At 72.9% G+C, this 23,114-nt stretch carries 26 protein-coding genes; 18 read left to right on the forward strand and 8 right to left on the reverse strand.

Annotated features, from left to right (window positions below; translation table 11 throughout):
- Window positions 1–45: 45 nt before the first annotated feature.
- Complete coding sequence (locus ACFYUS_RS18620; RefSeq protein WP_388852627.1) at window positions 46–681, reverse strand: NADPH-dependent F420 reductase; 636 nt, start codon at window positions 679–681, stop codon at window positions 46–48.
- 70 nt (window positions 682–751) lie between these two features.
- Between ACFYUS_RS18620 and ACFYUS_RS18625 the strand changes: the two genes are divergently transcribed.
- The 4 genes from ACFYUS_RS18625 (at window position 752) to ACFYUS_RS18640 (ending at window position 4,585) form a co-directional block, all read left to right on the forward strand.
- Window positions 752–1,102, forward strand: a complete 351-nt coding sequence (locus tag ACFYUS_RS18625) for a winged helix-turn-helix transcriptional regulator (RefSeq protein ID WP_388852630.1) — start codon at window positions 752–754, stop codon at window positions 1,100–1,102.
- A gap of 152 nt (window positions 1,103–1,254) precedes the next feature.
- Window positions 1,255–2,166, forward strand: coding sequence for an MBL fold metallo-hydrolase (locus tag ACFYUS_RS18630; protein WP_388852633.1), 912 nt, complete (start codon window positions 1,255–1,257; stop codon window positions 2,164–2,166).
- 175 nt (window positions 2,167–2,341) lie between these two features.
- The gene (locus ACFYUS_RS18635; protein WP_388852636.1) at window positions 2,342–3,364 is read left to right on the forward strand and encodes a phosphotransferase; all 1,023 of its coding nucleotides are present in this window, start codon (window positions 2,342–2,344) and stop codon (window positions 3,362–3,364) included.
- A 6-nt stretch (window positions 3,365–3,370) separates the two neighbouring features.
- The gene (locus ACFYUS_RS18640) at window positions 3,371–4,585 is read left to right on the forward strand and encodes an acyl-CoA dehydrogenase family protein (RefSeq protein ID WP_388852639.1); all 1,215 of its coding nucleotides are present in this window, start codon (window positions 3,371–3,373) and stop codon (window positions 4,583–4,585) included.
- Between the two features lie 3 nt (window positions 4,586–4,588).
- On the opposite strand, the gene ACFYUS_RS18645 is transcribed toward ACFYUS_RS18640, so the two are convergent.
- Window positions 4,589–5,182 carry a TetR/AcrR family transcriptional regulator gene (locus ACFYUS_RS18645; protein ID WP_388852642.1) on the reverse strand — a complete coding sequence of 198 codons (594 nt, stop codon included), beginning with the start codon at window positions 5,180–5,182 and terminating at the stop codon, window positions 4,589–4,591.
- 78 nt (window positions 5,183–5,260) lie between these two features.
- A complete protein-coding gene (locus tag ACFYUS_RS18650; protein WP_388852645.1) occupies window positions 5,261–6,049 on the reverse strand; it encodes an SDR family oxidoreductase in 789 nt (262 codons plus the stop codon).
- A 174-nt stretch (window positions 6,050–6,223) separates the two neighbouring features.
- Between ACFYUS_RS18650 and ACFYUS_RS18655 the strand changes: the two genes are divergently transcribed.
- The 4 genes from ACFYUS_RS18655 (at window position 6,224) to ACFYUS_RS18670 (ending at window position 10,991) form a co-directional block, all read left to right on the forward strand.
- Window positions 6,224–7,468, forward strand: coding sequence for an exo-beta-N-acetylmuramidase NamZ domain-containing protein (locus tag ACFYUS_RS18655; protein ID WP_388852648.1), 1,245 nt, complete (start codon window positions 6,224–6,226; stop codon window positions 7,466–7,468).
- A 73-nt stretch (window positions 7,469–7,541) separates the two neighbouring features.
- On the forward strand, window positions 7,542–8,888 hold the full coding sequence (locus tag ACFYUS_RS18660) for an erythromycin esterase family protein (RefSeq protein WP_388852651.1): 1,347 nt from the start codon (window positions 7,542–7,544) through the stop codon (window positions 8,886–8,888).
- 126 nt (window positions 8,889–9,014) lie between these two features.
- Window positions 9,015–10,229, forward strand: a complete 1,215-nt coding sequence (locus ACFYUS_RS18665; protein ID WP_388853016.1) for a serine-threonine protein kinase — start codon at window positions 9,015–9,017, stop codon at window positions 10,227–10,229.
- 147 nt (window positions 10,230–10,376) lie between these two features.
- Window positions 10,377–10,991 (forward strand): hypothetical protein, encoded by a 615-nt coding sequence (locus tag ACFYUS_RS18670; protein WP_388852654.1) that lies wholly within the window; start codon window positions 10,377–10,379, stop codon window positions 10,989–10,991.
- A 38-nt stretch (window positions 10,992–11,029) separates the two neighbouring features.
- On the opposite strand, the gene soxR is transcribed toward ACFYUS_RS18670, so the two are convergent.
- Window positions 11,030–11,509 carry a redox-sensitive transcriptional activator SoxR gene (gene soxR / locus ACFYUS_RS18675; protein WP_388852657.1) on the reverse strand — a complete coding sequence of 160 codons (480 nt, stop codon included), beginning with the start codon at window positions 11,507–11,509 and terminating at the stop codon, window positions 11,030–11,032.
- Between the two features lie 123 nt (window positions 11,510–11,632).
- Between soxR and ACFYUS_RS18680 the strand changes: the two genes are divergently transcribed.
- A complete protein-coding gene (locus tag ACFYUS_RS18680; protein WP_388852660.1) occupies window positions 11,633–12,094 on the forward strand; it encodes a MaoC family dehydratase in 462 nt (153 codons plus the stop codon).
- Here the strand turns inward: ACFYUS_RS18680 and ACFYUS_RS18685 are convergent.
- The 3 genes from ACFYUS_RS18685 to ACFYUS_RS18695 all read right to left on the reverse strand — a co-directional run bounded on the left by ACFYUS_RS18685 (window position 12,085) and on the right by ACFYUS_RS18695 (window position 14,303).
- On the reverse strand, window positions 12,085–12,711 hold the full coding sequence (locus ACFYUS_RS18685) for a TetR/AcrR family transcriptional regulator (protein WP_388852663.1): 627 nt from the start codon (window positions 12,709–12,711) through the stop codon (window positions 12,085–12,087). The genes ACFYUS_RS18680 and ACFYUS_RS18685 overlap by 10 nt on opposite strands.
- Window positions 12,712–12,802: 91 nt before the next feature.
- The gene (locus tag ACFYUS_RS18690; protein WP_030691197.1) at window positions 12,803–13,090 is read right to left on the reverse strand and encodes a YiaA/YiaB family inner membrane protein; all 288 of its coding nucleotides are present in this window, start codon (window positions 13,088–13,090) and stop codon (window positions 12,803–12,805) included.
- 61 nt (window positions 13,091–13,151) lie between these two features.
- A complete protein-coding gene (locus tag ACFYUS_RS18695) occupies window positions 13,152–14,303 on the reverse strand; it encodes an acyl-CoA dehydrogenase family protein (RefSeq protein ID WP_388852667.1) in 1,152 nt (383 codons plus the stop codon).
- A 70-nt stretch (window positions 14,304–14,373) separates the two neighbouring features.
- Here ACFYUS_RS18695 and ACFYUS_RS18700 point away from each other — a divergent pair, with 70 nt between their 5' ends.
- The 4 genes from ACFYUS_RS18700 (at window position 14,374) to ACFYUS_RS18715 (ending at window position 17,833) form a co-directional block, all read left to right on the forward strand.
- Window positions 14,374–15,054, forward strand: coding sequence for a TetR/AcrR family transcriptional regulator (locus tag ACFYUS_RS18700; protein ID WP_388852670.1), 681 nt, complete (start codon window positions 14,374–14,376; stop codon window positions 15,052–15,054).
- An 18-nt stretch (window positions 15,055–15,072) separates the two neighbouring features.
- Window positions 15,073–15,768 (forward strand): ArsR/SmtB family transcription factor, encoded by a 696-nt coding sequence (locus ACFYUS_RS18705; RefSeq protein WP_388852673.1) that lies wholly within the window; start codon window positions 15,073–15,075, stop codon window positions 15,766–15,768.
- Between the two features lie 247 nt (window positions 15,769–16,015).
- A complete protein-coding gene (locus ACFYUS_RS18710) occupies window positions 16,016–16,930 on the forward strand; it encodes a DMT family transporter (RefSeq protein WP_388852676.1) in 915 nt (304 codons plus the stop codon).
- Between the two features lie 213 nt (window positions 16,931–17,143).
- The gene (locus ACFYUS_RS18715; protein WP_388852679.1) at window positions 17,144–17,833 is read left to right on the forward strand and encodes a TetR family transcriptional regulator; all 690 of its coding nucleotides are present in this window, start codon (window positions 17,144–17,146) and stop codon (window positions 17,831–17,833) included.
- On the opposite strand, the gene ACFYUS_RS18720 is transcribed toward ACFYUS_RS18715, so the two are convergent.
- The gene (locus tag ACFYUS_RS18720; RefSeq protein ID WP_388852682.1) at window positions 17,816–18,487 is read right to left on the reverse strand and encodes a TetR/AcrR family transcriptional regulator; all 672 of its coding nucleotides are present in this window, start codon (window positions 18,485–18,487) and stop codon (window positions 17,816–17,818) included. The two genes, ACFYUS_RS18715 and ACFYUS_RS18720, sit on opposite strands and share 18 nt — an antisense overlap.
- A 122-nt stretch (window positions 18,488–18,609) precedes the next feature.
- Between ACFYUS_RS18720 and ACFYUS_RS18725 the strand changes: the two genes are divergently transcribed.
- From ACFYUS_RS18725 to ACFYUS_RS18745, 5 genes are all read left to right on the forward strand, one after another.
- Entirely contained in the window at window positions 18,610–19,548 is a 939-nt protein-coding gene (locus tag ACFYUS_RS18725; protein WP_041128442.1) for a DMT family transporter, read from the forward strand.
- Window positions 19,549–19,620: 72 nt separating this feature from the next.
- Window positions 19,621–20,421, forward strand: coding sequence for an MBL fold metallo-hydrolase (locus ACFYUS_RS18730; RefSeq protein ID WP_388852685.1), 801 nt, complete (start codon window positions 19,621–19,623; stop codon window positions 20,419–20,421).
- Between the two features lie 32 nt (window positions 20,422–20,453).
- The gene (locus ACFYUS_RS18735) at window positions 20,454–21,155 is read left to right on the forward strand and encodes a DsbA family protein (RefSeq protein WP_388852688.1); all 702 of its coding nucleotides are present in this window, start codon (window positions 20,454–20,456) and stop codon (window positions 21,153–21,155) included.
- Between the two features lie 218 nt (window positions 21,156–21,373).
- On the forward strand, window positions 21,374–22,552 hold the full coding sequence (locus tag ACFYUS_RS18740) for an aminotransferase class I/II-fold pyridoxal phosphate-dependent enzyme (RefSeq protein WP_388852691.1): 1,179 nt from the start codon (window positions 21,374–21,376) through the stop codon (window positions 22,550–22,552).
- The gene (locus tag ACFYUS_RS18745) at window positions 22,542–23,081 is read left to right on the forward strand and encodes a DUF6190 family protein (RefSeq protein WP_388852694.1); all 540 of its coding nucleotides are present in this window, start codon (window positions 22,542–22,544) and stop codon (window positions 23,079–23,081) included. The genes ACFYUS_RS18740 and ACFYUS_RS18745 overlap by 11 nt, the downstream gene beginning before the upstream one ends.
- Window positions 23,082–23,114 lie beyond the last annotated feature (33 nt).

Below are 23,114 nucleotides of genomic sequence, written 5' to 3' on the forward strand. Positions count from 1 at the left end.
ACCCCCGACCCTCGGTGCGGCCGGGCCGGCCCGCAAGCCGGGGCGTCAGCCGCCGAGCGCCGCCGGCGGCGGGAGCATGGCGCGCGGGTCGCGGCCCGAGGTCCAGAGGCCGATGAGGAAGGCGGTGGTCGCCTCCAGGAGGTCCGCGTGCGCCAGCGGGCCGGCGACGAAGGGGGCGCAGCCCAGGTCGGCGGCGAGGCCGGCGACGAGCGCGAGGGCCTCCTCGTCGTCCCCGCAGAGGGGGACGGCGACCGGTCCGTCCGCGAAGACGGGCGGGGTACGGCTCCACACCGCCGGCGTGACGTGGTTGAAGGCCTTCACCACCCGGGCGCCCGTCGCGGCGGCGAGGGTGCGGGCGGCGCCGGGGCCCCCGCCGGTGGTGAGGACCGGGCCCGGCCCCACGGCGTTGGTGCAGTCGATCAGGATCCGGCCGCCGAACGAGTCGACGGGGCCCACCGCCCCGAGGGCCGGCAGGACCGCGTCGTACGGCAGGGCCAGGAGGGTCGCCCCGCCGAAGCGGGCGGCCTCGGCGAGGGTGCCCGGGCGGGCCCCCGTGCTCGCGGCGAGCGCGGCGGTCCGGTCCGCGTCCCGGCCGCCGACGAGCACCTCGTGGCCCGCCCGGACCCATCCTCCGCCGAGCGCCCGTGCCATCGCTCCCGTACCCAGTATTCCCACCCGCATGGGGCGTCCTCCCTCACGTACCGTTGTGCGTGCTGACGTGAACGACCGTAGGCGGGGGGCGACTTACCGAATGGTTACCGACCGGGTCCTCGCGGACTGCCGGGCGCGGCTCGGCTTCGACCTGCTGGCCCACACCTGGAACGGGGTCGTCCTGTACGCGCTCGCCGACGGACCGCGGCGGCCCGGCGAACTGCGGACGGCGATCGGCGGGATCAGCGCGAAGGTGCTGACGGAGACGCTGCGGCGCCTCGAGGGGTACGCGCTGGTGGAGCGCCGGGCGTACGCGGAGACCCCGCCCCGGGTCGAGTACGCGCTGACCGGGCTGGGGCGTTCGCTGCTCGGGCCGATCGAGGCGCTGGGGCGGTGGTCGGCGGAGTACGGGGACGCGTTCGTGGCGGCGCAGGGGTGGGAGGAGGAGTAGGCGCGTTCCCGGTCTCCCGGGAGCGGCCCGTGCCGACTGCCCCGCGGTGGTCGCTCCCGGCTTTGCCGGAGTGGTTCGTTCCGACTTTCCCGGGGCGCGGGCCGACTGGCACTCTTCCCCTGTCCAGTCGGGCTCTCATACGGGGGAATCCCTTGTCTGCCACCGATCCCTATGTGGTCACGCTCGCTCCGCACGTGCACGCCTTCGTCCAGCCCGACGGCGGCTGGTGCCTGAACAACGCCGGGTTCCTCGGCGACGCGGACGAGTCCCTGCTCGTCGACACCGCCGCCACCGAGCGGCGGGCGCGGCTGCTGCGCGAGGCGGTGCTCGCCGAGGGGCTGCCGCTGCCGCGGACCATCGTCTCCACCCACCACCACGGCGACCACACCTACGGCAACGGGGTGTTCCAGCCGGAGGCGCGGATCGTGGGCCACGAGAACTGCCGCGCCGAACAGCTCGAGGCCGGGCACCAGCTCCACCTGCTGTGGCCGCAGACCGACTTCGGGCGGGTCGACATCCTGCCGCCGTCCGTCACGTACAGCGAGCGGCTCACGCTGTACGTCGGCGGGATCGAGGTGCGGGTGCTCCACCCGGGCGCCGCGCACACCACGGGCGACTCGATCGTCCACCTCCCGGAGCAGGGCGTGGTCTTCACCGGTGACCTGGTCTTCCACGGCGGGACGCCGTTCCTGCCGATGGGCTCGCTCTCCGGTTCGCTGCGCGCGCTCGATCTGCTGCGGTCCCTCGACGCGCCGACGGTGGTGCCGGGGCACGGGCGGGTGACCGACCCCACGGCGTACGACGCCACGGAGCGGTACCTGCGGTGGGTGCGGGAGCTGGCCGCCGAGGGGTACGCGAAGGGGGCGACGCCGCTGGAGACGGCGCGGCGGGCGGAACTCGGCGAGTTCGCCGCGTGGCGGGAGAGCGAGCGGCTCGTGGCGAACCTGCACCGGGCGTACGCGGAGCTGGAGGGGCAGCCGGAGGGGTCGCCGCTCGACCCGGTGGCGGTCTTCGGGGACATGGCGGCCATGAACGGCGGGGTGCCGGTGGCCTGCCACGCGTAGCGCTCGGGCGCGCGGCGGCGGTGTGCGGGCCCTGCGTGCGCGGGGCCTCGCCTGTACGGGCGCCCCGCGCGTGCGGGGCCCTGTGCGTGCGGACCCGGCCCCGTGCCCTCTGGACGACATACCGACTGGTCGGTCATCATGAACGCGACCCCAGCCGATCCGGAGGTACGCCCGTATGAGTTCCGCCCCGCCGCCAGGGCTCGACCCCGAGCAGCTGCGCCGATTCCTCGACCGCGAGCGGCCGGGGCTCGTGTCCGGTCCCCTCGACGCCCGGCTGATCGAGGGCGGCCGGTCGAACCTGACGTACGTGGTGAGCGACGGCACCCACCGCTGGGTGGTCCGCCGGCCCCCGCTCGGCCACGTCCTCGCCACCGCCCACGACATGCGGCGCGAGCACCGCGTCATCAGCGCCCTGGCCGGGACCGGCGTGCCCGTCCCCCGGGCCGTGCTGCTCTGCGAGGACGAGTCCGTGCTCGGGGCGCCGTTCTACGTCATGGAGTTCGTCGACGGGACGCCGTACCGCTCGGCCGCCGAACTCGCCCCGCTCGGCCCCGAGCGCACCCGCGCCGCCGTCCTCGGCCTGGTCGACACGCTCGTCGACCTGCACGCCGTCGACCCGGAGGCCGTGGGGCTCGGCGACTTCGGGCGCCCCGAGGGGTTCCTCGACCGGCAGCTGCGCCGCTGGGGCAAGCAGCTCGACGCCTCGCGCGGCCGCGAGCTGCCCGGGATCGACGAGCTGCACGCCGCCCTCGGGCACGCGCTGCCCGCCTCGCCGGCGCCCACCGTGATCCACGGCGACTACCGGCTCGACAACGTCCTCGTCGGCGGGGACGACCGGATCCGGGCCGTCCTCGACTGGGAGATGTCCACCCTCGGCGACCCGCTCACCGACCTCGGCCTCCTGGTCATGTACAGCACGCCGCTCGACCTGCCGGACTCCCCGATCTCCACGACCGCCACGGCCCCCGGGCATCCGGGCACCGCCGAGCTGGTCGAGCGCTACGCGGCCCGCTCGGGCCGCGACGCCTCCGGACTCGCCTGGTACACGGCCTTCGCCTGGTTCAAGCTCGCCGTGATCCTGGAGGGCATCCACTACCGGTGGACCCTCGGGCAGACGGTCGGCACCGGATTCGACCGCATCGGCGAACTCGTCCCCGTCTTCATCGAGCACGGCCTCACCACCCTCCAGGAAGGCTGATCCCCCATGGACTTCGCGTACGACGCCCGCACCGAGGAACTGCGGGCGAAGCTCCTCGCCTTCATGGACGAGCACGTCCACCCGGCCGAGGCCGTCGCCGAGGAGCAGCGCGCCCGGCTCGCCTCCCCCTGGGACACCCCGCAGGTCGTCGAGGACCTCAAGGCCGAGGCCAAGCGGCAGGGCCTGTGGAACCTCTTCCTCCCGGACGCCGAGTACGGGGCCGGGCTCACCAACCTCCAGTACGCGCCGCTCGCCGAGATCACCGGCCGCAGCCCGCAGCTCGCCCCGACCGCCCTCAACTGCGCCGCCCCGGACACCGGGAACATGGAGCTGCTCGCCCAGTTCGGCGACGAGGCGCAGAAGAAGCAGTGGCTGGAGCCGCTCCTCGCGGGCGAGATCCGCTCGGCCTTCGCGATGACCGAGCCCGAGGTCGCCTCCTCCGACGCGACCAACATCGAGACCCTGATCCGGCGGGACGGGGACTCGTACGTGATCGACGGCCGCAAGTGGTACATCTCCGGGGCGATGAACCCCGACTGCAAGGTCTTCATCGTCATGGGCAAGACCGACCCCGACGGGCCGGACCCCCGCCGCCGGCAGTCGATGATCCTCGTGCCGCGCGACACCCCGGGCGTCGAGGTCCGGCGCGCGATGCGGGTGTACGGGTACGAGGACCACTACCACGGCGGCCACGCCGAGGTGGTCTTCGACGGGGTCCGGGTCCCGGCCGCGAACATCGTCGGCGAGGAGGGCGGCGGCTTCGCCATCGCGCAGGCCCGGCTCGGCCCCGGCCGCATCCACCACTGCATGCGGCTCGTCGGCATGGCGGAGCGGGCGGTCGAGCTGATGTGCCGGCGCGCGGTCTCCCGTACGGCCTTCGGCAAGGCGCTCGCCCAGCAGGGCGTCGTGCAGAACTGGATCGCCGACGCGCGCGTCACCATCGAGCAGCTGCGGCTCCTCGTCCTCAAGACGGCCTGGCTCATGGACACCGTCGGCAACCGGGGCGCGCACACCGAGATCCAGGCCATCAAGATCGCGACCCCGCGCGCGGTCGTCGACATCATCGACAAGGCCGTGCAGCTGCACGGGGCGGGCGGCGTCTCGCAGGACTTCCCGCTGGCCGAACTGTGGGCGGCGGCGCGCACGCTGAAGCTGGCGGACGGGCCGGACGAGGTGCACCAGCGGTCGCTGGCGCGGCGGGAGCTGAAGAAGTACCCGTAGGCCTTACGGACGCAGGGCCCGCAGCAGGAGGTCGGCGAGGTGGCCGGCCACCTGCTGCGGGGTCAGCGGGCCGTCCGGGCGGTACCACGTGGACAGGTGGTGCACGGAGCCGAAGTGGTAGTCGACGACGAGGTCGGCGGGGGTCGCGGAGGAGAACACCCCGGACCGCTGGCCCTCTTCGATCAGGGCCCGGAAGCGCTCGTGGTAGCGGCGGCGCTCGGACCGCACCTGCTTGTTCTTCTCGGGGCTCAGGTGGTGCATGGAGCGGAAGAAGATGGCGGCGTCGTCGAGGTTCTCGATGGTGGTGACGACGACGTCGGCGGCGGCGTCGCGCAGCCGGTCCTCGACGGGCGCGTCGGCGTCCGCGAAGGCGTCGAGGCGCTCCTGCTGGAGGCGCAGGACCCGGGAGTAGACCTCCTGGAGGAGGTCCTCCTTGGAGCCGAAGTAGTGGTAGAGGGCGCCCTTGGTGACCCCCGCGGCCTCGACGATCTCCTGGACGGAGGTGCGGTCGTAGCCCTGCTCCGCGAAGAGCCGGGTGGCGGCGGCGAGGAGTCTCTGGGGGACGGGGGCGCCGCTCCCGTCCGTCGTCCTGGCCATGCTCCGCCGCCTTCCGTGGTGATCGTTTTTCGGTCACGGGACACGCTCCCGCCGGTAGATCTTCCCATCCGGCCGGGGCTACGGCTGACGGGCGCCCGTCTCCCAGGTCCGCTGGACGTGGTTCATCGTGCCGAGCCACCGTTCGGGGTCGGTGGCGCGGTTGCGGTAGTAGCCGGCGACCTCGGGGTGGGGCAGGACGAGGAAGCGGTCGGCGGCGATGGCGTCGAGGAGGGCGTCGGCGACGTCCCCGGGCTCGATGGCGGTGGGGGCGAGGACGAGCTCGCCGGCCGATCCGGCGGCGGTGAGCATGTCCGTACGGACGCCCTGCGGGCAGACGGCGTGGACCTTGAGGCCGCGGTGGCGGTAGGTGAGGGAGAGCCATTCGGCGAAGGCGTACGCGCCGTGCTTGGAGACGCTGTACGGCGCCGCGCCGATCATGGTGAGCAGTCCGGCGGCGGAGACGGTGGAGACGAAGCGGCCGCGGCCGCGCTCCAGCCACTCCGGGAGGAGGGCGCGGGCCGCGCGGACGTGGGCCATGACGTTGACGTCCCAGGCGGCGGCCCAGACGTCCTCGTCGGCGAAGGCGTCGCCGGGCGAGGCGAGTCCGGCGTTGGCGCACCATACGTCGATGGCGCCGGTGCCGCCGAGGGCCTCGCGGGCCTCGTCGACGACGGCGGAGGCGTCGCCGGGGACGGCGACGGCGCCGATCTCCTCGGCGACGGCCTTGGCGCGTCCGGGGTCGAGGTCGTTGACGACGACCCTGGCGCCCTCGGCGGCGAAGCGGCGGGCGAGGGCGGCGCCGATGCCGCCGCCCGCTCCGGTGACGACGACGCCGGCGCCCCGGAGCTCGTTCGTGTCCGCGGTCATGGGCCCACCTCTCGGCTGTGACGGTCCGCTGTCAGGACCGCCACAGACTAACCGGTCGGTATGGAGAGGTGGAAGGGCGGCGGAGAACCCGTTCCGCACGCCTCGTTCCCCGGGGCGGTCAGGAGCGCTAGCGTGCGTGCCCATGTCACTCCCGTCACTCCGAGGAGGTCCCGCATGAGCCTGTCGCGACGGAGTCTGCTGGCCGCCGGAGGCGCCCTCGGGGCGGTGGCGGCCGCCCCTGCCGCCCCCGCCTCCGCCGCCCCCGCCCACGGCCGTGTCCGTACCGGCTTCGAGCGGCTGGCGGCCGACGGGTACGCGCTCCTCGCCGGCGAGCGGATCGGCGTCGTCACCAACCCCACCGGCGTCACCCCGGACGCGCGCCACATCGTGGACGTCATGCACGCCGACGAGCGGGTGGACCTGGTCGCCGTCTTCGGCCCCGAGCACGGCTTCCGGGGCACCGCCCAGGCGGGCGGCTCCGAGGGCCGGTACGACGACCCGGCGACCGGACTGCCCGTCTACGACACGTATCTGAAGAGCGGGCAGCCCCTGGCGGACGTCTTCACCGCCTCCGGCGTGGACACGGTCGTCTTCGACATCCAGGACGTCGGCGCCCGCTTCTACACGTACATCTGGACGCTGTACGACTGCATGGCGGCCGCCGCCCTCGCCGGAAAGCGGTTCGTGGTGCTCGACCGGCCGAACCCGGTGACCGGGCGGGCGGCGCTCGGGCCCGTCCTGGACCGGGCGTTCGCGACCTTCGTCGGGCGGGAGCCGATCGCGCAGGCGCACGGGATGACGGTCGCCGAGCTGGCCGGGCTGTTCAACGGCGAGTTCCTGACGACGCCCGTCGCCCTGGAGACCGTACGGACGACGGGGTGGCGGCGGTCGGAGTTCTTCGACGCGACCGGGCTGCCCTGGGTGCCGCCCAGCCCGAACATGCCGATGCCCGAGACCGCGCTCGTCTACTCCGGCACCTGCCTCTTCGAGGGCACGAACCTCTCCGAGGGGCGGGGCACCACCCGCCCCTTCGAACTCCTCGGCGCCGAGGGCGTCGACCGGCGGTGGGCGGACGCGGCGAACGCCCTCGGCCTGCCCGGGGTCCGCTTCCGCGAGGCGTACTTCGCCCCGACCTTCTCCAAGTTCCAGGGGAAGACGGTCGGCGGGGTGCAGCTGCACGTCCACGACCGGGACGCCTTCGACCCCGTACGGACCGGGATCGGCCTCCTGGTCACGGCCCGCGGCTCGTGGTCCGGCTTCGCCTGGCGCGCGGACCACTGGATCGACAAGCTGACCGGTTCGACCCGGGTGCGGACCCTGATCGACGCGGGCGCGGGCGTCGACGAGGTCGTCGGGGCGTGGGAGGCGGACCTGGCGGCCTTCCGGGCGGTGCGCGAGGGGTATCTGCTGTACCGGTGACGGGGGTTGGCCCCCGTGGGAGAGGGGGGCCGGCGGGATGTTCCCCGGGCGTCCCGCCGACCACGCTTGCCCCATGGACCTCTCCTTACGACGCCGTCGTCGTCACCGCCTGCCGCTCGTCGGGCTCCTGCTCGCCGCCTGCCTGGGCTCCCTGGCGCCCGCCGCGACCGCCGCCGGGGCCCCGGCCGGCGCCGATCCCGCACGGGAACTCGCCCGCTCCGCCCGGCCCCTGACCGATCTGCGCCCGCTCGACCGGATGATCGGCTCCGCCAAGGTCGTCGGCCTCGGCGAGGCCACCCACAGCTCGGCGGAGTTCTTCGAGGCCAAGCACCAGGTCTTCGAACACCTCGTGGAGTCCCGGGGCTTCACCACCTTCGCCCTGGAGGCCCCCTGGTCCACCGGACTCCTCGTCGACGAGTGGGTCCGCACCGGCCGGGGCGACATCCGGGCGATCATGCGGGACGAGTTCCAGGAGTCGTACCGGCTCTGGAACACCGAGGAGTACCTCGACCTCTTCCGGTGGATGCGCGCACACAACCGGCGCCACCCCGGCCACCAGGTCCGCTTCATGGGCAACGACCTCGGCTACGCCGGACCGAACCTCTTCGACACCGTCACCTCGTACGTCGCCCGCGTCCACCCGGAACTCCTCCCCCGCTTCCGCGAGCTGTACCGGGACTCGCGGCCCACGGGCGAGGTGGAGGCCTGGATGAAGGGATACATGGAGAGGCCGCACGCCGAGCGGCAGCGGATGGCCGGTGACGTGAACCGCGCCCTCGCCCTCCTGGAACGGCAGAGCCCCGGCAAGGGGCCCGGGGCGCGGGAGGCGCACCTCTGGGCGGTGCAGCACGCGCGCGCGATCGCCCAGGTCGGCACCGAGTACGCCCACGACCTGATGACGCCGGAGGGGATCGCCGCGGCGATGCTCTACCGCGACCGGACCATGGCCGAGAACACCGTGTGGTGGCAGCGGAGGACCGGCGACCGGATCGTGCTCTCCGCGCACAACGGGCACGTCGGCTACGAGACGACGAAGCCGGACCAGTACCCGCGGCTCCAGGGCGCCTTCCTGCGGGACGCCCTCGGCCGGGACTACGTGAGCGTGGGCGCCTCCTTCGGGCAGGGCTCCTTCAACGCGCACGACACCGGCGCCCCCGGCGAGCCGATCCGGACCTTCACCGTCGCCCCGCTCGGCCCCGACAGCGGCGCCCACACCCTCGACCGGGTCGCCTCCCACCCCTTCTACCTGGACCTGAGGCGTACGACCCCGGCGGCGCGCGACTGGCTGGGCGTGCCCCGGCCGGCCCGCCACATCGGGACGGTGTTCCCCTGGCCGGACGATGTCGTGCCCGTGCGGTACTCCACCGCGTACGACCTGCTGATCCACTTCCCCCGGATCTCGGCGGCGCGGCTGCGCTGACCCCGCGTCGCACGTCTGGATCCGGCCCTGCGCGGGCATGCTGGCCAAGGAGCCGCCGCCCGCGCACGGGGCGCACCGGCGATGCGGCCCCCTCGACGTGGAGGGACGGGTCTGGCCGTGACCGGGATGAGTGTGGAGCCGTACCGGGAGATCACCTTCGACAAGGACGGCGACGGGCCGCCGGGCCAGGCCTCGGAGCTCGCCGCGCTGGCCCGGCAGGGCGTCGGCGACCTGGTGGTGTTCGCGCACGGGTGGAACAACTCCCCGTCCGGCGCCACCCTGCTCTGTTCCGACTTCTTCGAGCCCTTCCCCGGGCTGCTCGCGCCCGGGGTGGAGGCGGGGTACGCGGGGCTGATCTGGCCCTCGATGATGTTCTCGGACGAGCCGGTGCCCGATTTCCGGGCCCTGGTGACGGTCCTCCCGGAGAAGGAGCCGGTCATCGAACGGCTCACGGAGCTGCTCGCCGCGGCGCCGGAGTCGGAGGCCGCGTTCGTCGAGTTCGGGGCGCTGCTGCGGGAGCTGACGGACGTGGACCTGGAGTCGGTGGCGGCTCCGGAGCCGGTGCCGGAGTTCCTGGTCGCGGATCCGGTGGCGGTGTGCGCCCTGTTCACGGAGGCCCTCGAAGCCGACGGGGCGGTCCCGGCGGAAAGCTTCGGCGAGGGCCTGAAGAAGTACTGGAAGGGCGCGAAGGAGGCGCTGCGGCAGGCCACGTACTACGTGATGAAGAAGCGGGCCGGGCAGGTCGGCCAGTACGGGCTCGGGCCTCTGCTCGGCGAGGTCGCGCGCGCCGCGCCCGGGCTCCGCGTCCACCTCGTGGGCCACAGCATGGGCGCCCGGCTCGTCGCGTACGCGCTGCGGGGGCTGCCCGGCGGGGCCCGGCCGGTCGCCTCCGTGACGCTCCTTCAGGGCGCCTTCTCGCACTACGCGTTCGCGGCGCGGCTGCCGCACGACCCGGGGCGGTCCGGTTCGCTGCGGGACCTGCAGAACCGGGTGCGGGGGCCGCTGGTGGCCTGCTACTCGCGGTACGACTCGGCGCTCGGGGTGCTGTACCCGCTGGCGTCCCGGCTCGCGAACGACTCCGAGTCGCTGACGGGTGTCACGGCGGGGCTGCTCGGCACGGACGATCCGCGCTGGGGCGCGATCGGGCACGACGGGGTGCAGGCGGTGCCGGGGACGGTACGGCTGGGCATCGCGGAGGCCCTGCGCGAAGGGGTGCCGGGCTCGGGGTGCGTGAGCGTGGACGCGGCCGAGGTGGTCCGCTCGCACAGCGACATCTGCCGCCCCGAACTGGCCCGGGTGGTGGTCTCGGCCTCCGGGACGGGCCGGCGGGACCCGCGCTGAACCCACCGGACGCCCTGGTTCCGGCAGGTGACGGCCGTCCCTTCCGCCCCGCTGATGGCTCCCATCGGAATTTCGATGGAACACGGCGGGGCTCCCGTTCGTCCCTCTGATAACGCGGAGAAGGACCAGCGGCGGAGGTGGCGAGGGATGGCCGGTTTCCGGAGTCTCGCGAGACAGGTGCGCGATCCGGGGTGCGACACGGCGCTGCGCAGGTACTCACTGCGCAAGTGCCTGGAGAGGTTCGCGCCGTACGGGCACCGTGCGACCTGGGACCATCTGTGCCGCCGGCACAGATTCGGTCCCGAGGACCGGGAGCTCGACCCGGGGCGGCTCGTGGCCGCGCTCGACGAGCTGGAGGAGGCGCGGGCCGTGTGGCTCGCGTACGAGGAGCGGTTCGCCGCCCGGCGGCGGCGCGAGAAGCACGAGGGGCTGCGCGGGCTCGGCGCGCTCGACGACTGGCACCGGCGCGTCTGGGGCGGCAACGGCGTGGTCCGCTGCGGCGATCCCGCGGTCCACCCCTCGGACCCCCTGCCCGAGGTGCTGGGCCGCCTCGTCGCCGCCCTGGAGCGCGGCCCGGGCGACGCCTGCCCCGTGTGCGCGGGGCCCCGCGTCGAATGGGCCGCGCCGGACGACCCCTACGAGCTCCGGCTCGGTCCCGTGTGCGGGGACTGCGGCGTGAGCGTCCCCCGGGCGGTCCTGACCACGGGGGCCCTGACCCGGGCACGCGGCGCCCACCGCCACCCGCTGGCCTCGGCGGCGTAACCGGCCGGCGCCGAGCCGGTGGCGGCGGCTCGCGCGTGTCAGCCGGCGGTCTTCTCCGCGTCGCGGCGTACGGGGAGGAGGCGGGAGCCCGACATGCGTTCGCCGAAGCGGTCGTCGGGGTTGGAGAGGACGCAGGTCTCCAGGGAGAGGCAGCCGCAGCCGATGCAGTCGGTCAGGTGGTCGCGGAGGCGGCCGAGCTGCTTGATGCGCTCGTCGAGTTCGGCGCGCCAGGCCCCGGAGAGCCGGGCCCAGTCCTCGTTCGTGGGGGTGCGCTCCTCGGGGAGCTGGGCCAGCGCCTCCCGGATGGTGGCCAGGGGGATGCCGACCCGCTGCGCGGCGCGCACGAAGGCGACCCGGCGGAGCGTGTCGCGGGTGTAGCGGCGCTGGTTGCCGCTGGTGCGGCGGCTCCTGATGAGCCCCTTCGCCTCGTAGAAGTGCAGGGCGGAGACGGCGGCCCCGCTGCGGGCGGAGAGCTGGCCGACGGTGAGTTCGTGGATCTTCTCTGGAATCTGCGGCACCCGCCGAACCCTACTGGCCGGTCGCGTGCGGCCGTTGACAGCGGCCTCCGCACCCCACATGCTGAGCAAGCGCTTGGATACCGACCGTCAGGTATGCCGTACCGCCAGAAGGGACGAGGGAACATGGCCGAGCCGAGGATCTTCACCTCCGCCGAGGAGCTGCGCGCGGGGGTCGGCGAGCAGCTGGGGCACAGCGACTGGGTGGAGATCGACCAGAAGCGGATCGACCTCTTCGCGGAGGCGACCGGGGACCACCAGTGGATCCACGTGGACCCGGAGCGCGCCGCCGCCGGCCCGTTCGGCTCGACGATCGCGCACGGCTATCTGACGCTGTCGCTGCTGCCGCTGTTCGTCCCGCAGGTGATGCGGGTCGAGGGCATGAAGATGGGCCTCAACTACGGGACGGAGAAGGTGCGTTTCCCCGCCCCGGTCCCGGTCGGCTCGCGGCTGCGTGCCACCGCCGTCCTGACGAAGGTCGAGGAGGCGGGCGGCGGCGTGCAGGTGACGGCGGCGGTGACCGTGGAGCGCGAGGGCTCCGAGAAGCCCGTCTGCGTCGCCGAGTCGGTCTCCCGCTACTACTTCTGAGCGCCGGCCATCCGCAGGACGAGGTCGGCGTAGAGCGCGCCGACCTCGTCGGCCGTCCGGCGGCCCTGGGTGTTGAACCAGCGCGAGACGTCGATACAGAGGGAGAGGACGGCGACCGTGGTGCCGGGCACGTCGGGCACCTCGAACTCGCCCGCCGCGACACCCTCGTTGAGGAGGTGGCGGATCACCGCCTCGGACTCGCGGCGCAGCTCCACGATCTCGGCGCGGTGCTCGGGGCCGAGGGCGTCGAGCTCGTACTGGACGACGCGCGCGGTCGTGTGGCGCTCGGCGTGCCAGCGGACGAAGGAGCGCACGGCGTCGGCGAGGCGCTCGGCGGCGGTGCCGTCCCCGTCGGCCGCGTCCCGGAGGATCTCCAGGGCCTTGTCGTGACCGATGCGGCTGATCCGGTGGAGCAGCTCTTCCTTGGTCTTGTAGTGGATGTAGAGCGCGGCGGGGCTCATCCCGGCGCGCCCCGCGATGTCCCGGGTGGTGGTGGCGTGGTAGCCGCGCTCGGCGAACGCCTCGACGGCGGCCACGAGCAGCCGCCGGGCCGCCTCGGGCGTGACCTCGCCCCAGGGCATCTCCTCGACCCCGGGCGTCTCCTCCGCCGCGCTCATCCCACACTCCTTCTCGGACCCCGTCAGGACGAACACCATACAACGAGGGTGAGCAAGCGCTTAGAGCTTCTCGGCCCGCGAGATCCCCGCCTCAGAGCTTCTGGAAGGGGTCGTGCTCGGCGAGGAGCTTCTCCAGGCGGGCCTGGTCGACCCGGCTGACGATCTGGCCGGCCTCCTGGCGGTCGCGGACGACCTTGGCGAGGGTGAAGGCCGAGGTCGTGAGGTAGAGGACCGAGATCGCGAGGAAGGCCCGCACCCAGGCGCTGGCGTCGAGCTGGAAGATGCCGATGCCCACGGCGGCGATCGCGATCCCGAAGGAGATGACGGCCTGCATGTAGTAGGCGGCGGTGTTCTGCTGCTTGACCGGTGTGTCGCTCATGCCGCACAGCATCGGACGGATGTGGTCGGCGCCACATCCGTCCGCGTACTCAGCGAGGTACTCAGAAGGCCGAGACCCCGGTCAGCGCCCGGCCGATGATGAGCTTCTGGATCTGGCTCGTGCCCTCGTACAGGGTCATGACCCGGGCGTCGCGCACCAGCTTCCCGACCGGGTACTCGTCGATGTAGCCGTAGCCGCCGAAGACCTGGAGGGCGTTGTTCGCGGCGCGGACGGCGGCCTCGGAGGCGTACAGCTTGGCCTGGGAGGCGGCGGTGGCGAAGTCCCGGCCGCGGTCGATCAGGTCGGCGACCCGCCAGGTGAGCAGCCGGGCGGCGTCCACGTCGACGGCGATGTCGCTGAGGAGCTCCTGGACCAGCTGGTACGAGGCGATGGGCTTTCCGAACTGCTCGCGCTCCCCCGCGTACCGCACGGCGGCGTCGAGGGCGGCCTGCGCGATGCCGACGCAGCCGGCGGCGACCGACATGCGCCCCTTGGCGAGGGCGGACATGGCGACGGCGAAGCCCTTGCCCTCGGGGCCGAGCATCGCGTCGGCGGGGACGCGGACGTCCTCCAGGACCAGTTCGGCGGTGGCCTGGCCGCGCAGGCCGAGCTTGCCGTGGACGGGGCGGCGGGTGAGGCCGGGGGTGTCGGTGGGGACGAGGAAGGCGGAGACGCCCTTGTGGCCGGGGGTGTCGTTCGTGCGGGCGAAGAGGAGCACGACGTCGGCCCAGGTGCCGTTGGTGATGAACATCTTGCTCCCGTTGACGACGTACGCGTCGCCGTCGCGCACCGCGCGGGTGGCCAGGTTCCCGGCGTCGGAGCCGGTGCCGGGCTCGGTGAGGCCGAAGCAGCCGAGCGCCTCGCCGGAGGCGAGCCGGGGCAGCCACGCCCGCTTCTGCTCCTCGCCGCCCCAGGAGGCGATGGTCTTGGCGACCAGGCCGAGGGAGACGGAGACGATGCCGCGCACGGAGGAGTCGCCGCGCCCCAGCTCCTCGGTGACGAGGCAGTACGTGAGGTGGTCGCCGCCCGAACCGCCGTACTCCTCGGGGATCGTGAGCCCGAGGAAGCCGACGGCGCCGAGCTTCTTCACGATGCCCCGGTCCACCTCCTCGGCGCGGTCCCACGCGGCGGCGTGCGGGGTGACCTCGCGGGCGACGAAGTCCTCGGCGAGCCGCCGTACGGCCTCCTGCTCCTCGCTCAGTTCCAGATTCATGCGGTGCCACCCCACTCGGCCATTTAATTACCACTGCTAGTTTTCTCGGTGCGGGCCTACTATGTGCGCCATGGCCCGACCGCGCAAGCCCCTGCTCAGCCGAGAACGCATCGTCGGGACGGCCGGCGCTCTCGTGGACGCGGAGGGCCTCGCGGCGCTCTCCACCCGGCGGCTCGCCGCCGAGCTCGGGGTCAGCGGGCCCTCGCTCTACAACCACTTCCGCACGAAGGACGAGATCCTCGACGCGGTCGCGGACGCGGTGAGCGCGAAGATCGACCTGTCGATGTTCGCGGAGGGCGACGGCCGCGACTGGCGCACGGCGCTGCACGACTGGGCGGTCTCCTACCGCGCCGCCCTCGCCGACCACCCGCACATCGTCCCCGTCCTGGCCCGGGGCCCGGGCCGCCGGCCCGCGGGCCTCAAGGTCGCCGACGCCGTCTTCGGCGCGATGGTCCGGGCGGGCTGGCCCCCGGCCCAGGCCACCTCCATCGGCGCGCTGATGCGGTACTTCATCACCGGCTCCGCCCTCGGCTCCTTCGCCCGCGGCTTCGTCGACGACGAGACGGCCTACGACCCGGCCGACTACCCCCACCTCGGCCAGGCCCACCGTCTCGCGGAGCACCGCCAGAAGGTCGACGAGGGCGCCTTCGAGACGGGCCTGCGGGCGCTGCTCGACGGTCTGCGGCTCCAGTACGAGGCGCTGCCGGCCGCCCGGCGGGCCGTGCACACTTCGGCCGCCGCCGAAGGGTGAGTGGGGCAGGCTTGCCCCATGGCAGCCAGTGACCTCGCCGCGCTCGCGGCGCTCTTCGCGGACGAGAGCCGCGCCGCTTTCCTGCTCGCCCTGCTCGACGGCCGGGCCTGGACCGCCGGGGAGCTCGCCCGGCACGCCGGGGTGGCGCCGTCCACCGCCAGCGAGCACCTCGGGAAGCTCGTCGCGGGCGGGGTGCTCGCCGAGGAACGGCAGGGCAGGCACCGGTACGTACGCCTCGCCGACCCCGGGATCGCGCACCTCGTCGAGGACCTGGCCGCCCGGTCGGAGCCCGATGTGCCCGCGCCGCCGCGCTCGCTGCGGGCCGCGAGCGCCGGGCAGGCGATGGCGCGCGGCCGGACCTGCTACGACCACCTCGCGGGCCGGCTCGGCATCGCGATCACCGATGCGATGACCGAGCGGGGGCTGCTGCGCCAGGACACCGGGTTCGCGCTCACGGACCGGGGCCTGGCCTGGTTCGACGAGCAGGGCATCCCCCTCGTACGGAACGGCCGGCGCCCCGTCGCCCGCGGCTGCCTCGACTGGACCGAACGCCGCCCCCACCTCGCGGGACTCGCGGGCGCCGCCCTGTGCGAGCACGCCCTCGACGCCGGGTGGTGCGTACGGATCGGGTCCGAGCGGGCGGTGAAACCGACCCCGGCGGGCGAGACGGCCCTCAGGGCGTGCCTCGGGCTCACGGAGGCAGCACTGCGCTGAGGGTCGGGGCCGGGCACCGGGAGGGGCGGCCCGGCACCCGCGGGCGTCGCCCGCCGACGACCCGCGGCCGGGCTCCTGCCGCCCGGCGCGGTCCGGCGTTCCCGGACGCCGCCCGCCGGTGATCCGCGGTCAGGGCCCGGCCCTCGCGGGCGGCTCGGCGGCGAGCCGCCCGAAGCGGCGCCCCGCCCCCGGCCCACCGTGCGATATTGCGGTGAGCGCCGAACGGTCCGCGCCCTACCGTCGGACCATGCAGAAACAATCCTCCCGGCTCGCGCTCGCCGCCGCCGGCGCCACCGTCGTCCTCTGGGCCTCCGCCTTCGTCTCCATCCGCAGTGCCGGGGCGGCCTACTCCCCCGGCGCGCTCGCGCTCGGCCGGCTGCTGGCCGGGGCGGTGGTGCTCGGGGCCGTGCTGCTGGTGCGGCGGGAGGGGCTGCCGCCGCGGGCCGCCTGGCCGGGGATCCTGGTCTCCGGGCTGCTCTGGTTCGGGGCGTACATGGTGGTGCTGAACTGGGGCGAGCAGGAGGTCGACGCGGGCACGGCGGCGATGGTGGTGAACATCGGGCCGATCCTGATCGCCCTGCTCGGCGCGCGGTTCCTCGGGGAGTCGCTGCCGCCCCGGCTGCTCGCCGGCATGGCGGTCTCCTTCGCGGGCGCGGTGACCGTCGGCCTGTCGATGTCCGCCGGGGGCTCCGGCGGACACGCCTCGACGCTCGGGGTGGTCCTCTGCCTGCTCGCGGCGGTGGCGTACGCGGGCGGGGTCGTGGCCCAGAAGCCGGCGCTCGCGCACGCCAGCGCGCTCCAGGTGACGACCTTCGGGTGTCTGGTGGGGGCGGCGGCCTGTCTGCCGTTCGCGGGGCAGCTGGTCGAGGAGGCGGGCCGGGCTCCACTGCCGGCGACCCTGAACATGCTCTACCTGGGAGTGTTCCCGACCGCGCTCGCGTTCACGACCTGGGCCTACGCCCTGGCCCGTACGACCGCGGGACGGATGGGCGCGACGACGTACGCCGTGCCCGCCCTCGTCGTGCTCCTCGCCTGGGTGTTCCTGGGCGAACTGCCGGGCGTGCTCACGCTCGCCGGGGGCGCGCTGTGCCTCGCGGGCGTGGCCGTATCCCGCTCCCGGCCGCGGCCTTCCACGGCCGCCGGAACGGCTCGATCCACCTGACAGGCCATACCCCTGCTTCAAGTCACTTCGCGGGCGGTCCGGGCGATCCCGGCGCCCGCGACCTGGAAGGAAGATGCCCGTCAAGCCCCAATTCCGGCCGCACGGCCGACCACACACGTTTCGCCGCCCTCCGGCCGGATAATTTCGAGTTGGCCACAGACGCGGCCGGAACATGACGCTCCGGCACCTTCTCGCGAGTCCACGGGGGACCTCATGGCGATTCAGCAGCGGGCGGAGCGGACGAGACAGGAGATCCTGTCGTCAGCCGCACGGGTCTTCGACAGGGTGGGTTACGAGCGGGCCTCCCTGGCCCGGATCGCCGGCGAGGCCCGGGTGACCACCGGCGCCCTCGTCTTCCACTTCGCGACCAAGCCGGAACTGGCGACCGCGGTGCGCGGGCGGGCCCGCACGGTCACCCGGATCACGGTCGAGTCGGCCTGCCTGTCCACGGAGGGCGTGGGCGGCACGGCGATCGACAAGCTGGTCATCACGACCCACGCGCTGATCCGGCTCTTCGAGACCGACCCGATGGCGCGGGCGGGTGAACGCCTCGCCCGCGAGCTCCAGTCGACGGCCCCCGGGCTCGGGCAGGACTGCCCCTGGCGGCGCGAGGTGTGCCGCCTGGCGCGGTACGCGGTGGCGGAGAAGGCCCTGCGGCCCGGCGTGGACGCGACGGCGGTCGCGAGCCTGATCGGCTATGTGATCACCGGGGTCGAGCTGGAGATGCGGCGCCCGAGCGCGCCCGCCGACGGGTCCTGGCCCGCCGAGAGCGGCGCCCTGCACGAATCCGCCGAGGAACGGCTGGGCCGCATCTGGGAGTTGATCCTGCCGGGACTCGTCCGCCCGACGCCGGCCCGGCCGGTCCCCGCCCCGCCGAAGGGCAGGTCAGCGACCGCCTCCTGACTGCAGCAGCTGGCGCGCGAAGGCCGCCAGCGAACGTCCGATGCGCTCGGTCGACAGGCCGAGCTGGTGCCGCTGGAACTGGTAGAGCTCGGGTGACAGCGGACTGAGCGCGATGTCGATCAGCGGGTCCGGGTCCTCGGCCCCGTGGTCGACCAGCAGGGTCCGGACGTGGACGCGCCAGAAGCCGTACGCGCCCGTCCGGAAGCGCGCGGGGCCGGTCTCCGCCCCGAGCGCCAGCGGCAGATGCCGTTCGAGCAGATCGAGCATCGCCAGGTAGAACGCCGCGAGCCGCTCCCCCGCCGGTGCGCCGGGGCCGAGCGGCGGCGGTCCGTAGATGAGCTGCCCCTGAAGCAGGCGCTCGTGCTCGTCGAGCAGCGCCACGGCGACCGAGGACGGGTCGGGGAAGCTCCGGTACAGCGTGGCGCGGCCCACGCCCGCGGCCTTGGCGATCCGGTCCATGGTGACCGTCCGCGGGTCCTCCTGCTCGGCGAAGAGCCGCTCGGCCGCGGCCAGGATCTGGGCGCGATTGCGCTCCGCGTCCGCACGTCTGCGCGGGGCGACCGGCTGCTCGTCCACGGCCTGGAGATCACCGAGGAGCCCGCCGACCCGATGCACGGAGGCGGCTCCACGACCTCGCTGCTCTTCCTCGCTCATGTCTCAGACCTTACTTCCCTCGGGGCTAAGTGGACAGCTTGTCCGCTTGCCATGTTCCGTGGCATGCTAAACGGACTCAGTGTCCACTTGTCCGCTCGCCATCCCGCCCCAGGGAGATCCAGATGCACACCGCGCTCCTCGCCGCGGCCCTGCTGGTCGGCTGCCTCCTGGCCGTCCAGGCCTCGGTCAACCTCCAGCTCAACTCGGCCGTCGGCACCCCGTACGGCGCCTCGACCATCCAGCTCGGCGTGGCCACCACGCTGCTCGTCGTGCTCGCGGTGGCCGCCGGCGCGCTCGGCGCACTCGGCAAGCTGCCCGACGTGGAGTGGTGGCAGCTGCTCGGCGGGCTCGCCAGCCCCCTCTACATCACCAGCGGCATCCTGTTGTTCCCACGGCTCGGCGCCCTCGCCGCCGTCGGACTCTTCGTGACCGGCCAGATGTTCTCCTCGCTCGCCCTCGACCTCTTCGGTCTGCTGGGCCTGAAGCAGAAGGACCTGAGCGTCGGCATCGTCCTCGGCGCCCTCGCCGTCCTCGCGGGCATCGTCGTGATCATCCGGGGCATGAAGGCCGCGGCCCCTCCCGGCGCCCCCAAGATGTCCGCCGCCGGCCGCGTCGGCTGGCTCGTCCTCGGCATCGTCGCCGGTGGCGTCCTGCCGGTGCAGGGCGCGGTCAACGCCCAGCTGCGCGCCCAGCTCAAGGAGCCCATCACCGTCGCCGTGATCAGCTTCGCCGTCGCGACCCTCACCATCGCGATCGTCCTGCTCGTCCTGTACTTCACCCGCAAGACCCCGAAGCCCAAGATCGCCCCGCTGAAGAAGATGCCCTGGTGGGGCTGGCTCGGTGGCGCCTGCGCCGCCGCGTACGTGACCGGGACCTTCCTGCTCATCCCCACCATCGGCGCGGCCGTGACCATCGCCCTGACCGTGACCGGACAGCAGCTGACCTCGGCACTGATCGACCACAAGGGCCTGTTCAAGCTCCCGCAGCGCTCCCTGACCAAGCCGCGCGCCCTGGGCCTCGCCCTGCTGATCGCCGGCTCCCTGACCATCCAGCTCGTCTGACCGAGGCCGGCGCCTCCCCCGGGCACCGGCCCGGGGGCCCCGGCCCGATCGGCGCCTCAGGAAAGGCTGATCATGAAGACGTCCTACACCGCCGGGCCGGACATCCACGTCCTCCCCTCGGCCCTGCCCATCCCCGGCCTCGGCGACCAGCCGGTGAACGCCTTCCTCGTACGGTCCGGACAGCCGCTCCTCGTGGACACCGGCATGCCCGTCGACCGGGAGGGCTTCCTGGACTCCCTCTGGTCGCTGATCGACCCGGCCGACCTGCGCTGGGTCGTCGTCACCCACGACGACCGCGACCACACCGGCGCGCTCGCCCGGATCCTGGCGGAGGCGCCGCACGCGAAGGTGCTCGCCAACGCGATATCAGTGACGCGAATATCAGAAGAGTTCAGCATTCCCCAGGAGCGGGTAGTAACCGCGAACCCGGGTAGTCGCGTGAAAGTCGGAGACCGCGAGCTGAGTTTTCACCGACCGCCCACCTTCGATTCACCCGGAACCCTTGCCATGTTCGACCACTCCGATGGGACGCTCTACACATCCGACAGCTTCGGCACCGTCGTCGAAGAAATTCGCCAGGACTTCACCGACCTTTCCGAGGAGGAATTCTTTCACGGGTTCGAGGTGCTCAACCGAGCCATCGCCCCGTGGACCGCGCTGGTCGACGAGGCGAAGTTCCTCCGGCCGGTGAGCGAACTCGCCGCGCTGCGCCCCGCGCGGCTCCTCAGTGCCCACGGGCCGACCGTCGAGGGGGACGCCGTACCCCGGCTCTTCGACGCGATGGCCCGCATCCCGTCCCTGCCCGCCTGGCTGCCCGGCGCCGACCTCGACCTCGAGGCCGCGCTGGACGCCCACGAGTCCACCGCCGGCTGAGCACCGCCCGCGCACCCGAACCGAGGAGAACCATGTCCGACCCCACCACTGCCGATCTGACCCCGCCGCGCGGAGTCATCACCGTCTTCTCCGACATCTGGTGTTCCTTCGCGCACATCGCCATCCACCGGCTGCACGCCACCCGGGCCCGCCTCGGCCTGGAGGAGCAGGTCTCCTTCGACCTGCGCGCCTTCCCGCTGGAACTGCTGAACGACGCCCCGAGCCCGCGCCCCGGAACGGACAGCGAGGTCGCCCGGATGGCCAGCCTGGAGCCGGCCGCCGGCTGGCAGCTGTGGCAGGCCAAGGACTGGCTGTACCCGTCGACGACGCTGCCCGCCCTGGAGGCGGTGCTCGCCGCCAAGGAGCAGAGCCTGAACGCCTCCGAGCAGCTCGACCTCGGGCTGCGCCGGGCCTTCTGGGCCGAGTCGCGCTGCATCAGCCACCGCAAGGTGATCCTGGACGTGGCCGCGGAGACGGGCGCCGTCGACGTCGACGCCCTGACCGAGGCGCTGGACGACGGACGGGCCCGCCGGGCCCTCTCCGACCAGGCCGCGCTGTCCAAGAGCGACCGCGTGAACTGCAGCCCCCACCTGTTCCTGCCCGACGGCTCCGACCACGCCAACCCCGGCATCGACGTGGGCTGGGAGGGGGCCTACGGCATCGGCTGGCCCGTCATCGCCTCGGACGACCCGAAGGTGTACGAGGACATCCTGCTGCGGGCCGCCACGGAATAGAGCGACAAGCCGCCGCCGGCGGTCGAATAACGAGAACGACGTTCAGGCATTCCAATTCGCGGAATGCCTGGACGTCGTTCCTTTTTTTGTCCATCAGAACATCGCGATGATTATTAATTGCGTGACCCCGCCGTTATTCGCAAGGCCGCTCGAAGCTCTTACAGTCGTTTATGCCGCCGGAATTCCGGTGGAGTTTCGTATCGACAGCAGGAGTTCTCATGTCGTTGACCGACAAGGCAGATGTCAGCACCTTCGTCGACCTCACCCAGCACGAGATCGAGGCCCTGAAGACCCGGTTCAACCTGGCCGACGCCCACACCCACCAGCGTCAGTCCGTCTCGCAGGAGCGGATCGTCTCGCGGCTCCCCGAGCTCTGGCACGAGTCCGAGACGAAGCAGCAGGCCCACTTCGAGCGCCAGTTCGTCGACGCCTTCTTCCGCCTGCACCAGCAGCCCACCGCCCGGGCGATGGACCGGACGCTGCTCTCGTACTCCGCCAGCGTCTCCACCATGGTGGCCGGCATGTTCCTCAAGCAGCGCGGCATGTCGGTGCAGCTGGTGGAGCCCTGCTTCGACAACCTGGTCGACCTGCTGCGCAACATGCAGGTGCCGCTCGGGCCGGTCGACGAGTCGGTGCTGCACGACAAGGACGCCATCTACGACCGCCTGGTCGAGGCGATCGACGCGGACGCGATCTACCTGGTCGACCCGAACAACCCGACCGGGTTCACCCTGCTCGCCGAGAAGCTGGAAGGCTTCGCCGAGGTCGTGCGCTACTGCGTGGACCACGACAAGGTCCTGGTGATGGACTTCTGCTTCGCCTCCTTCGCGCTCTGCGACGAGGGCATCGGCCGGGTGGACATCTACAAGCTCCTGGAGGAGTCCGGCGTCACCTACATGGTCATGGAGGACACCGGCAAGACCTGGCCCATCCAGGACGCCAAGTGCGCCATGATCACCGCCAGCCGGGACATCCAGGAGGAGGTCTACAACCTCCACACCAGCGTCCTGCTGAACGTGTCGCCGTTCGTCCTCAACATGGTGACGCAGTACATCGAGGACTCCATCACCGACGGCTTCTCCTCCGTCCGCGACATCATCAAGACCAACGGCGACGCCGCCCGCGCCGCCCTCGACGGCACCGTCCTGGAGTTCCAGGAGCCGGTCGTCGGCACCAGCGTCGCCTGGTTCCGCATCAAGCCGGAGCACCTGACCGCCACCCAGCTCCAGGCCGTCCTCTTCGACGAGGAGGTGTACGTCCTGCCGGGCACCTTCTTCTACTGGAACACCAAGGAGAAGGGCGAGCGCTTCGTCCGCCTGGCCCTGGCCCGCGAGCCCGAGGTCTTCGCCGGCGCGATGGAGCGGATGCGGAAGGTGCTCGAGCGCTATGAGGCCTGACACCACCCCCGAGGCGGCAGAACACTCCCCCACGGTGTTCATCGACGCCACCCTCTTCATGGGCATGCACAGCCAGGACGACGCCGTCCGGGCCGGCGCCAAGGCCTTCTTCGCCGGCCGGCTGGCCGCCGGGGACGCCGGCCGGGTCGTCATGAGCTGGGAGCAGGTCGGCCGCTGCGACGACCTCGTCTGGGGCTACGAGCGGCGGACGCAGGACGAGTACTACCCGTTCATGGACGTCCTCCACACCGACCTGGCCATCGACCGGATCCCGTACGACGAGGACGACGTCCGGCGGGCGTTCACCACCCCCGCGCTCGACGGTCTGCCCACGCACGAACGCCTGCTGCTCGCCCAGGTCATCGGCCGGGGCGGCGTGCTGCACACGGCGAGCCCCCGGCTGCTGAAGGCGGCCGGCGACCTGCCCGTCGTACCGGTCGACACCGGCGCCGAGGCCGCGTTCCCCGCGTACCTGGAGGACCTCTACCAGCGCTCGCTGGTGCTGACGGTCGACTCCGACTCCCTCTGACACACCTTCTGAACACCTTGCGAAGGGCACCCC

The organism is Streptomyces sp. NPDC004284 (assembly GCF_042874035.1).
Classification (GTDB): domain Bacteria; phylum Actinomycetota; class Actinomycetes; order Streptomycetales; family Streptomycetaceae; genus Streptomyces.

What these genes read in the sequence shown, in the direction of transcription:
- ACFYUS_RS18660 (WP_388852651.1), top strand. Translation starts at nt 7,542, where the DNA reads ATGGACCTCTCCTTACGACGCCGTCGTCGTCACCGCCTGCCGCTCGTC.
- ACFYUS_RS18705 (WP_388852673.1), top strand. Translation starts at nt 15,073, where the DNA reads ATGGCAGCCAGTGACCTCGCCGCGCTCGCGGCGCTCTTCGCGGACGAG.
- ACFYUS_RS18740 (WP_388852691.1), top strand. Translation starts at nt 21,374, where the DNA reads ATGTCGTTGACCGACAAGGCAGATGTCAGCACCTTCGTCGACCTCACC.
- ACFYUS_RS18685 (WP_388852663.1), bottom strand. Translation starts at nt 12,711, where the DNA reads ATGAGCGCGGCGGAGGAGACGCCCGGGGTCGAGGAGATGCCCTGGGGC.
- ACFYUS_RS18725 (WP_041128442.1), top strand. Translation starts at nt 18,610, where the DNA reads ATGCACACCGCGCTCCTCGCCGCGGCCCTGCTGGTCGGCTGCCTCCTG.
- ACFYUS_RS18710 (WP_388852676.1), top strand. Translation starts at nt 16,016, where the DNA reads ATGCAGAAACAATCCTCCCGGCTCGCGCTCGCCGCCGCCGGCGCCACC.
- ACFYUS_RS18745 (WP_388852694.1), top strand. Translation starts at nt 22,542, where the DNA reads ATGAGGCCTGACACCACCCCCGAGGCGGCAGAACACTCCCCCACGGTG.
- ACFYUS_RS18665 (WP_388853016.1), top strand. Translation starts at nt 9,015, where the DNA reads ATGAGTGTGGAGCCGTACCGGGAGATCACCTTCGACAAGGACGGCGAC.
- ACFYUS_RS18640 (WP_388852639.1), top strand. Translation starts at nt 3,371, where the DNA reads ATGGACTTCGCGTACGACGCCCGCACCGAGGAACTGCGGGCGAAGCTC.
- ACFYUS_RS18720 (WP_388852682.1), bottom strand. Translation starts at nt 18,487, where the DNA reads ATGAGCGAGGAAGAGCAGCGAGGTCGTGGAGCCGCCTCCGTGCATCGG.
- ACFYUS_RS18620 (WP_388852627.1), bottom strand. Translation starts at nt 681, where the DNA reads ATGCGGGTGGGAATACTGGGTACGGGAGCGATGGCACGGGCGCTCGGC.
- ACFYUS_RS18645 (WP_388852642.1), bottom strand. Translation starts at nt 5,182, where the DNA reads ATGGCCAGGACGACGGACGGGAGCGGCGCCCCCGTCCCCCAGAGACTC.
- ACFYUS_RS18690 (WP_030691197.1), bottom strand. Translation starts at nt 13,090, where the DNA reads ATGAGCGACACACCGGTCAAGCAGCAGAACACCGCCGCCTACTACATG.
- ACFYUS_RS18735 (WP_388852688.1), top strand. Translation starts at nt 20,454, where the DNA reads ATGTCCGACCCCACCACTGCCGATCTGACCCCGCCGCGCGGAGTCATC.
- ACFYUS_RS18670 (WP_388852654.1), top strand. Translation starts at nt 10,377, where the DNA reads ATGGCCGGTTTCCGGAGTCTCGCGAGACAGGTGCGCGATCCGGGGTGC.
- ACFYUS_RS18730 (WP_388852685.1), top strand. Translation starts at nt 19,621, where the DNA reads ATGAAGACGTCCTACACCGCCGGGCCGGACATCCACGTCCTCCCCTCG.
- ACFYUS_RS18635 (WP_388852636.1), top strand. Translation starts at nt 2,342, where the DNA reads ATGAGTTCCGCCCCGCCGCCAGGGCTCGACCCCGAGCAGCTGCGCCGA.
- ACFYUS_RS18650 (WP_388852645.1), bottom strand. Translation starts at nt 6,049, where the DNA reads ATGACCGCGGACACGAACGAGCTCCGGGGCGCCGGCGTCGTCGTCACC.
- ACFYUS_RS18715 (WP_388852679.1), top strand. Translation starts at nt 17,144, where the DNA reads ATGGCGATTCAGCAGCGGGCGGAGCGGACGAGACAGGAGATCCTGTCG.
- ACFYUS_RS18655 (WP_388852648.1), top strand. Translation starts at nt 6,224, where the DNA reads ATGAGCCTGTCGCGACGGAGTCTGCTGGCCGCCGGAGGCGCCCTCGGG.
- ACFYUS_RS18680 (WP_388852660.1), top strand. Translation starts at nt 11,633, where the DNA reads ATGGCCGAGCCGAGGATCTTCACCTCCGCCGAGGAGCTGCGCGCGGGG.
- ACFYUS_RS18625 (WP_388852630.1), top strand. Translation starts at nt 752, where the DNA reads ATGGTTACCGACCGGGTCCTCGCGGACTGCCGGGCGCGGCTCGGCTTC.
- ACFYUS_RS18695 (WP_388852667.1), bottom strand. Translation starts at nt 14,303, where the DNA reads ATGAATCTGGAACTGAGCGAGGAGCAGGAGGCCGTACGGCGGCTCGCC.
- ACFYUS_RS18700 (WP_388852670.1), top strand. Translation starts at nt 14,374, where the DNA reads ATGGCCCGACCGCGCAAGCCCCTGCTCAGCCGAGAACGCATCGTCGGG.